This is a genomic window from Vicinamibacteria bacterium, from assembly GCA_035620555.1.
Classification (GTDB): Bacteria; Acidobacteriota; Vicinamibacteria; order Marinacidobacterales; family SMYC01; genus DASPGQ01.
In genome coordinates, this window is the sequence record DASPGQ010000675.1 from 1 (window position 1) to 7567 (window position 7567).

General features: G+C 63.1%; 6 protein-coding genes. 4 read left to right on the forward strand and 2 right to left on the reverse strand.

The window, feature by feature from the left end:
- From VEK15_27395 to VEK15_27405, 3 genes are all read left to right on the forward strand, one after another.
- Window positions 1-189: DUF4351 domain-containing protein (locus VEK15_27395; protein ID HXV64454.1), on the forward strand; the 189-nt coding region annotated here is incomplete at its 5' end.
- A gap of 646 nt (window positions 190-835) precedes the next feature.
- On the forward strand, window positions 836-1312 hold the full coding sequence (locus tag VEK15_27400; GenBank protein ID HXV64455.1) for a nucleotidyltransferase domain-containing protein: 477 nt from the start codon (window positions 836-838) through the stop codon (window positions 1310-1312).
- Window positions 1313-1387: 75 nt separating this feature from the next.
- On the forward strand, window positions 1388-3658 hold the full coding sequence (locus VEK15_27405; protein HXV64456.1) for a S41 family peptidase: 2271 nt from the start codon (window positions 1388-1390) through the stop codon (window positions 3656-3658).
- 9 nt (window positions 3659-3667) lie between these two features.
- Here the strand turns inward: VEK15_27405 and VEK15_27410 are convergent, their stop codons facing one another.
- On the reverse strand, window positions 3668-4345 hold the full coding sequence (locus tag VEK15_27410; protein HXV64457.1) for a Smr/MutS family protein: 678 nt from the start codon (window positions 4343-4345) through the stop codon (window positions 3668-3670).
- An 83-nt stretch (window positions 4346-4428) separates the two neighbouring features.
- On the opposite strand from VEK15_27410, the gene VEK15_27415 reads away from it, so the two are divergent.
- The gene (locus tag VEK15_27415; GenBank protein ID HXV64458.1) at window positions 4429-5703 is read left to right on the forward strand and encodes an Ig-like domain-containing protein; all 1275 of its coding nucleotides are present in this window, start codon (window positions 4429-4431) and stop codon (window positions 5701-5703) included.
- A 9-nt stretch (window positions 5704-5712) separates the two neighbouring features.
- Here VEK15_27415 and VEK15_27420 read toward each other — a convergent pair whose 3' ends face one another.
- Window positions 5713-7566, reverse strand: a complete 1854-nt coding sequence (locus tag VEK15_27420; GenBank protein HXV64459.1) for a multicopper oxidase — start codon at window positions 7564-7566, stop codon at window positions 5713-5715.
- Between the last annotated feature and the right edge of the window lies 1 nt (window position 7567).

Consider the following 7567-nt stretch of genomic DNA (forward strand, 5'->3'; position numbering starts at 1 on the left):
GAGGAAGGCCGAGAGGAAGGTCTCAGAGAAGGGAAACGAAAGACTCTCGCTCAGTTGCTCACGGCGAAATTCGGCTCGCTTCCGCCGGAGACGATTTCCCGAATCGAGGGCCTGGAATCGGTCGATGAGCTCGATCGCTATCTCGAGCGGGTGCTGACGGCGGGCTCGATCGAAGAGATGGGACTTTGACGCTTTGCCCCGCGGTCGTCAAAGACGCGAATGCGCTGGACACCAGCCGTTCAGGACGCCTCTCGAGGACAATCGATGGCCGTGTTGTTGGCCGGCCATTCGCTACCTCCAGCACTCTGCACTACGATAGCTCTTTTCCCTTTTCTCGCGAGGAAGATACAGGTAGGCGACCCATGGACGTCCCTCCCGATAAGTGACTTCTAGATAGACATCCGTCATTCCGGTTTCTCCACCTCGTAGGCGGTGACGACGACCAATCGCTCTGTTTCGGGGATCGGTCCCACGATCACTTTCCAGGGTTTTCCGCCAAGCCGGGTCGCGATCACCCATCGCCCCTCCCTTTTTGGAGGGGCGATAGGCCGCCGCTTTCTGCATCATACGGCGTAATTGGGATTTCCGTACAATCGCGTTCTCGCAAGCGGCTTGTACTTATATAAGGTGAGCTCGAGCTCCCATCCCCACCACGGGGGCCATTCTCTTCTACGCTTCGCCACCGTCTGCTCTCGTAACGACGCTCGATTCTACAGGCTTCGGCTCATGAGCATTGGTTGCCCAAGCTCCAAGCCGAGGAGTATGTTGAGACGGAGGTCATGGAAACGAGACTATAGCGCCCCCGTCAATGGCGCCAGGTGTATCATGGGGCATCATGTCTGGAGCTCGAGAAGTCGTGGAGCAGGCCCGTCGCCTGCTCGAGGAGTTTCCCGAGATCGGAGTCGCCGTTCTCTTTGGCTCCAGGGCTACCGGAAAGGCGCGCCCGGACAGCGACCTCGACCTGGCTGTTCTTCCGGTGGAAGGAGACGTGTCACGGCGAAGGCTCCAATCCCGAGTCGCCGTCGCCCTGGCCGATCTGGCTCCCCAGGGGCGAGTGGATGTGGTGTTCATCGATGAAGCGCCAGAGCTTCTCCGACATCGCATCATGGAAACCGGGATCGTGCTGCTTCTAAAGGACGGACAGGCCTGGAGGACGTGGCGGATCCGCACCATGCGCGAGCACGGCGATCGAGAGCCTGTTCGTCGGCTCTTTCGCCGCCGGCAGAAGGAACGCCTAGCAGGAGGTGCGAGCTTTGGTAGATCAGGACGCGCTCTCGAGTCGCTTGAGCGCGTTGGAAAGCTACCTCGCTGAGCTCCGCTCGTTTCGAGGCGACGAAGACTGAAGCCGAACCCTTTCGAGGCGGAATCTGATGGTGACATTAGCACCGTGAGGCGCACATCGGTTCCCGGCATCAGGACGGTGCTTGTACTGCTCGCTGCGTCCATGGCGCTCGCTCAGGAGCCGGATTTCGAGTCCATCCTGAGGTTCGAAGGGACGGGAGGAGGCGAGACTCTTCACGGGTGGGGCGGCGGCCCGGCCGAGACCATCCACCTCGACAGGCTCGTCGTGCGTACCGGCAGCGGTGCCGCCCGGCTCGAGCGCGACGCAGAGAGCGCGAGCGCCTTCAGCACGATCACGAAGCTGCTCCCGATCGACTTCAGCGGCGAGTGGCTCGAGCTTCGGGGGTTCCTCCGCACCGAGAACGTCAGCGATTTCGCGGGTCTGTGGATGCGAGAGGACGGTCCGAGCGGCCCCCTTCAGTTCGACAACATGCAGAATCGAGCCGTCCAGGGAACGACCGACTGGACCGGGTACGCGATTCGCTTGCCTCTGGATCCGAAAGCGCGCCAGCTCCTCTTTGGAGTGCTCGTCGTGGGGGAGGGCAAGGTCTGGGCCGACGACCTCGAGCTCCTCGTGGACGACGAGCCCATCGACCGGGCGCCCAGGCGTGCGATCCCGACGACGGTTCTCGACACGGATCGCGCGTTCGACGCGGGCTCGGGCATCACGCTTTCGTCGTTGACCGAGAGTCAAGTCGAGAACGTTGCGGTTCTGGGCACGGTGTGGGGTTTTTTGAAGTACCACCACCCTCGCGTCGCCAAAGGCGGGCTGCATTGGGACTACGAGCTCTTCCGGGTGCTGCCCCGAGTCCTGGATGCCGAGGATCCCGCCGACCGCAACCGAACCTTGTCGAAATGGCTAGACGAGATCGGCGTTCCCGAACGCTGTGAGCCCTGTGCCCAGGCGCCGATGAGACCCCCTCATCTCCTGCCGCCCATCGAGTGGATCAAGGATGGCGTCTCGCTCGGTGAGACGCTCTCGCGGCAGCTTCAGAACCTTCACACGAATCGCTTCGCGGGTGACGAACCGTTCTACGTGTCCCAGGTCCCGGGAGTCGGCAATCCGATTTTCGACCGGGAGCTCCCCTACCCGAGCCAGAAGCCACCGGACTCCGGCTATCGCATCCTGTCGCTCCTGAGGCTGTGGAACATCATCGAGTACTGGTTTCCCTACCGAGATCAGATCGATGGCGATTGGCACGCCGTGCTTCGCCAGGTCCTGCCGCGTTTCGTTGCCGCGGACGACTGGGATCTCTACCGGCTCGAGCTTCTCGCGCTGATCGCGCGAATGGGGGACACGCACGCGAACCTCTGGTCGGAGCTCGACGTCAGGCCTCCTCGCGGCCGCTGCTTTTGGCCCGTCGGGTTGCGTTTCATCGAAGGTCGAGCCACGGTGATCGATTTCACCGGAGAGGGGCAGGGGACGACATCGCTTCTCGAGATTGGCGACGTCATCGAGTCGATCGATGGCCAGCCGATCGGCTCTCTGATCGAAGCCTGGTCGCCGTACTACAGCGCTTCGAACCACACGACCCGGCTATCCCACATCGCGCATTTTCTTCCCCGAGGCGAGTGCGGAACGAGCCGGCTCGGCATCGCACGGAGCGGTGCGTCCCGGACCGTGAACGTTCCGCGCCTGGAGGTGCCTCAACCAAAACCGACGCCTCACGACCGGCCGGGCGAAACCTTCCAGCTTCTCTCTCCCGAAGTCGCGTATTTGAAGGTTTCGAGCATTCGCGCGCAGGATGTCGTCGAATATCTCGAGCGGGCGGCGGACACCCGGGGTCTCGTGATCGATATCCGCGGCTACCCCTCCGAGTTCGTGGTCTTCGATCTGGGCTCGCGCCTGGTGACCGAGCCGACGCCGTTCGCGCGCTTTACCGTGGGCGATCTCGACAATCCCGGCGCCTTCACCTGGACGGAATCTTTGATCCTCGAGCCCCGGGCTCCGGCCTACGGCGGCAAGATCGCGATCCTGGTGGACGAGGCGGCGATCAGCTCCGCGGAGTACACGGCGATGGCGTTTCGCGCCGGACCGAATGCGGTCGTGGTCGGCAGCACGACCGCCGGCGCCGACGGTAACGTGTCTTCGATTCCGCTTCCGGGCGGGCTTCGGACGATGATCAGCGGTATCGGGGTTTTCTATCCCGACAAGACGCCGACCCAGCGCGTGGGAATCGTCCCCGACATCGTGGCCCTGCCGACGATCGACGGGGTCCGCGAAGGCCGCGACGAGATCCTGGAAAGGGCGCTACGACACCTGCTCGGTCCCGAGGCCGACGAGGCGACGATCCGCCGATTGGCCCGGCGGCGTTGACAAGGCTCTCTAACGAGGTGGGCGCCACTTGCCGTAGAGAAGCACGTAGACGGCGCCGCTTCCGCCGTCCTTCCACCGCGCCGAGGCGAAGGCCACGACCGTTCGGCTCAAACGCCTCGACGAAAGCCAACGGGTGAGCTCGCGCTTCATGAGCGAGGGCTCGGAGTCGGAGTGGGTGCCGCGACCGTGGACCACGCGAACGCAGGACTGCCCTAGGTGGCGCGCTCGGCGCAAGAACCGTTCGAGGACTCGTTTGGCCTCGACGAGATCGAGTCCGTGGAGGTCGAGGTGGTCCTGCACCGAGAAATCGCCTCGTTTCAGGCGCGGGAGGTAGAGCCGTCCCCTCCGGCTCGAGGCTCCTTCGATTCCTTCGCCGGTCGCGAAGGGATCCATCTCTCCTTGTCCGTCCACGAAGGCGGCGAGCTCGGCGAGAGCTTCGGCCTCGCCGCTCGAGCGCCTCGGGATCTCGAAAGGAACGGGAAGGCTGAGAGGGGTCTCGCTCCATCCGAGAGGGCGAACGCCCTCCATACCCGCCTCGAAGGCCTCTTCGTCGCTGAGCGAGGGCGAGAGCTTTCTCGGCGGCGCGACGAGCTTGTCCGTATCGGGCGCGAGCTCGATGTCGCCGCTCGCGACCAGCTTCTCGAGCACCATGAACGGACGATATCCGTGGCTACGGGCTCGGGGCATGAGCCATTTTCCGCCAGCAGGCGACAGGGATTCAACCCCGTCCGAAGCTTGACCGGCGTTTCGAGCACGGCTACGATGGCAGAATGATGCGGGCTGTTCTCGTGGCGACGCTTTGTGCTAGTGCGCTCCCCACTCTCGAGGCGCAATACGGGCAGTACCAGGGCCAGGAGCCGCAGCGTGTGAGCATCCACGAGCTCGTCACCACGAGCGCGCTGTACAACGAGCGACCGGTGATCGTGGAAGGCGAAATCCACTTCGGGGATACGGCCGACATGAATAGCAACATCTTCGAGCTTCGAGGGAAGGACACCCTCCGCGTCGTTCGAATCGGCACCGCGGCAGGGAGCATGGAGGATCTCCGGTTCCTGGCGGGGCAGAGGGCTCTGATTACCGGCATCTTCTTCGACCTTCAGAGCGTGATGATGCCCGAGCGCCACCCCGTGCTCCGCTATTACCCCGGCGTCTTGCGACAAGACTCGCTGGGTTTCGACAAGCAGTACTTCATCGCGGTCCGAGGGGTCGAGACGCTCACCGAGGTCGAAAGCGATCTCGGACCCGGGGACCCGGCGAATACGCCCGACATCGTGGACCCCGACATCGATGCCTCCGGCCTCGCGACCGTCGATTTGAGGGCTCTCATCAAGGACCCGGGGCCCTACCTGGGAAAGCGCATCGTCGTCCTGGGCAAGTTCCGGGGAAGCAACCTCTACGGCGACCTTTCGATCCGCGACAAACGCACTCCGCGTGATTTCGTCATCAAAGTGGCCGACGCCGCCATCTGGGTGACCGGTCGAAGGCCGCGAGGCGACGGATTCGAGCTCAACCCCGCTCGGAGGCGCGACACGGGAAAGTGGCTCCGCGTCATCGGTCAGCCCTGGGAGTACGAAGAAACGACTTACCTCAGAGCCGAAAAGGTGGAAATGGCCGAGGATCCCGACGATCCGGACCTCGAGCCCGTCCGGATCGACCACACCGCTGAAAAGGAGATCGGGCCACCTCCCGAAGTCATCTTCACGCTGCCCCTTGCGGGCGAGACGATCCCGCTCGATTCCGAGTTCCGCGTCCAGTTCTCCAAGGACATGAACGCGACGAGCTTCCACCGAAACGTGGATCTTCTGTATGCCGACGACGACGGCATCGGGAATCCCTTCCCCGAGCTCGAGGTCCACTACGACGGCAACGGCCGCACCCTGACGGTTAAGCCGAACAAGACGCTCGAGCCAGGAAAAGAGCTGAGGCTCATCCTCTACGATGCCATCGAGGACGCAGACGGCCAGACGCTTCCCGTCGAGGAGGGGGCCTCGGACGTGGAGCGGGGCGCGGCCGTCGTCCTGACGTTCCGAACCGCTCGAGGCTGAGGCTCGCGCTTATCCCGGAAAGTCCGCCGGGATGGGTCCGACGTGGAACGGCCGCATCATCTCGTTGTCCTCGTGCTCCACGATATGGCAATGCCAGACGAAAACGCCGGGAACGTCGAACCTGGCTTTGACCGTCGTCACTTCACCCGGGTAGGCGATCACGGTGTCCTTGAAGCCCCTCTCCCAGGGCAGAGGAGCGTTGGTGCCTGCAATGCTGGGACCTCCCCCTATCGCCTCACGCCCCACGACCTGAAACTGCACCTGGTGAATGTGGATGGGATGGGCATCCACGGTGAGGTTGTGGATCTTCCAGGTCTCGGTGGCACTCCGCGCTGGATTCTCGGTGATGGGATCGCTCCATGGCAACGGAGTCGCCTGGCCCGTCCCGGGGTCGTACCGGCCCAGAAGAGCGGCGAAGGGAACGTCCGCCGGTTCGTAGACTTCCTCGTTCAGGCTCAGGTACTGCGTCTGCGTCGACTTGCCGAGCGCCTTGACGTTGGGCAGCTTCAGATGCTGAGGCGGTGTCGTGGAATCGTTAACCTGGCCATTCCCGACGCGGAACTGCATGACCTGGCCGGTCGAGCTCGGATCCGCCGCAGCAAAATCCACTCCGGGCTCGCCACCGCCGAAGGGCTCGTCGGGGCCGACGTTCTCGAGGATGATTTCGTCCAGCGTCGCATCGGCGAAGTCGACGATCACGTCGGCCCGCTCGGCCGGGGCGAGGAGCAGTTGTTCGAGCTCCACCGGCTCTTCCAGGAAGCCACCTTCGGCGCCGATTTGCCAGAACCTGAGGTTGGAATCGTTGAACCTGAGGATCAGGAACCGCGAGTTGCATCCGTTGAGGAAGCGGAAGCGATAACGTCGCCGGTCGACGTCGAGGAATGGCCAGGTACGCCCGTTGACCACCATCATGTTGCCGAAGAACTCCGGGTTCCAGATGGGTGACACGGGGCTATCGGGGATGAATGGCCCGGCGAACTCGTCGAAGAACTCGCGGTTATCCGGATAGAACAAGGAGCCATCGGTGTTGAACGAGCGATCTTGAATCGCGATGGGGATCTCTCCGTAGTCTCCAAAAGGGTCGTCACCTACCCCCGGGGCGGGCCCGGGCAGAAGCGCGTCGGAACGGCCCCGATTCCCGCGAACGAAGTCATCCTTTCCGCCGCGGATCAGGTAGAAGCCTGCCGGCCCGGCATAGACGTTGAGACGGGTCATGCCCAGCGTGTGGTCGTGATACCAGAGAGTGGTCGCTCGCTGTCTGTTTGGGTACTCGAAGGTCGCTGAGCCGGGCGCCCACCGTTTTTCGTATTTATTGTTGAAGTAATCGAAGAACGTGCCCGTGCGGGCGAAGCCGCCGGGAATGTTCTTCGCATCGGGAAGATACCAGGCTTCGGCGTAGCCATCTGAATCCTCTGTCGTATGGGCACCGTGCACGTGGGTGACGATCGGCACGGGTCCCATATAGGACCCCGGAGTCTCGTTGAAGGTGGGCCGCCGGTCACGGCCGGCCAGACCACCGGGCGGATTGGCCCAGTGAAGCGTCGGATCCACGGGCAGCAGATGCGGGAGGAAGTTGCCGTTCGAATCGACGAGCTCGTTCTTCCAGACGATCTCGACGCGTCGATTGTATCGGGCCTCGATGGTGAAAGCGGGGTAGTTGAAAGTCTCTGGATGTTTGGCAGAACCGTAGCTCCACACGGTCGTCGTGGGATGCGGCGGCGACAAAATTTGCTGCTCGAGCTGCCGCACGGCAATCGTATACTGGTCCGTCTTTTTCAGGGATTTCCCCGGCATCGCCGGCGGTTTGACCAGAGGCAGGACGTACTTGTCGACGTCGCCTGGAGGAAGAGTGCCGCCCGGTATC

Coding starts and splice junctions, on each gene's coding strand:
- VEK15_27400 (HXV64455.1), top strand. CDS start 836: ATGTCTGGAGCTCGAGAAGTCGTGGAGCAGGCCCGTCGCCTGCTCGAG.
- VEK15_27410 (HXV64457.1), bottom strand. CDS start 4,345: ATGCCCCGAGCCCGTAGCCACGGATATCGTCCGTTCATGGTGCTCGAG.
- VEK15_27415 (HXV64458.1), top strand. CDS start 4,429: ATGATGCGGGCTGTTCTCGTGGCGACGCTTTGTGCTAGTGCGCTCCCC.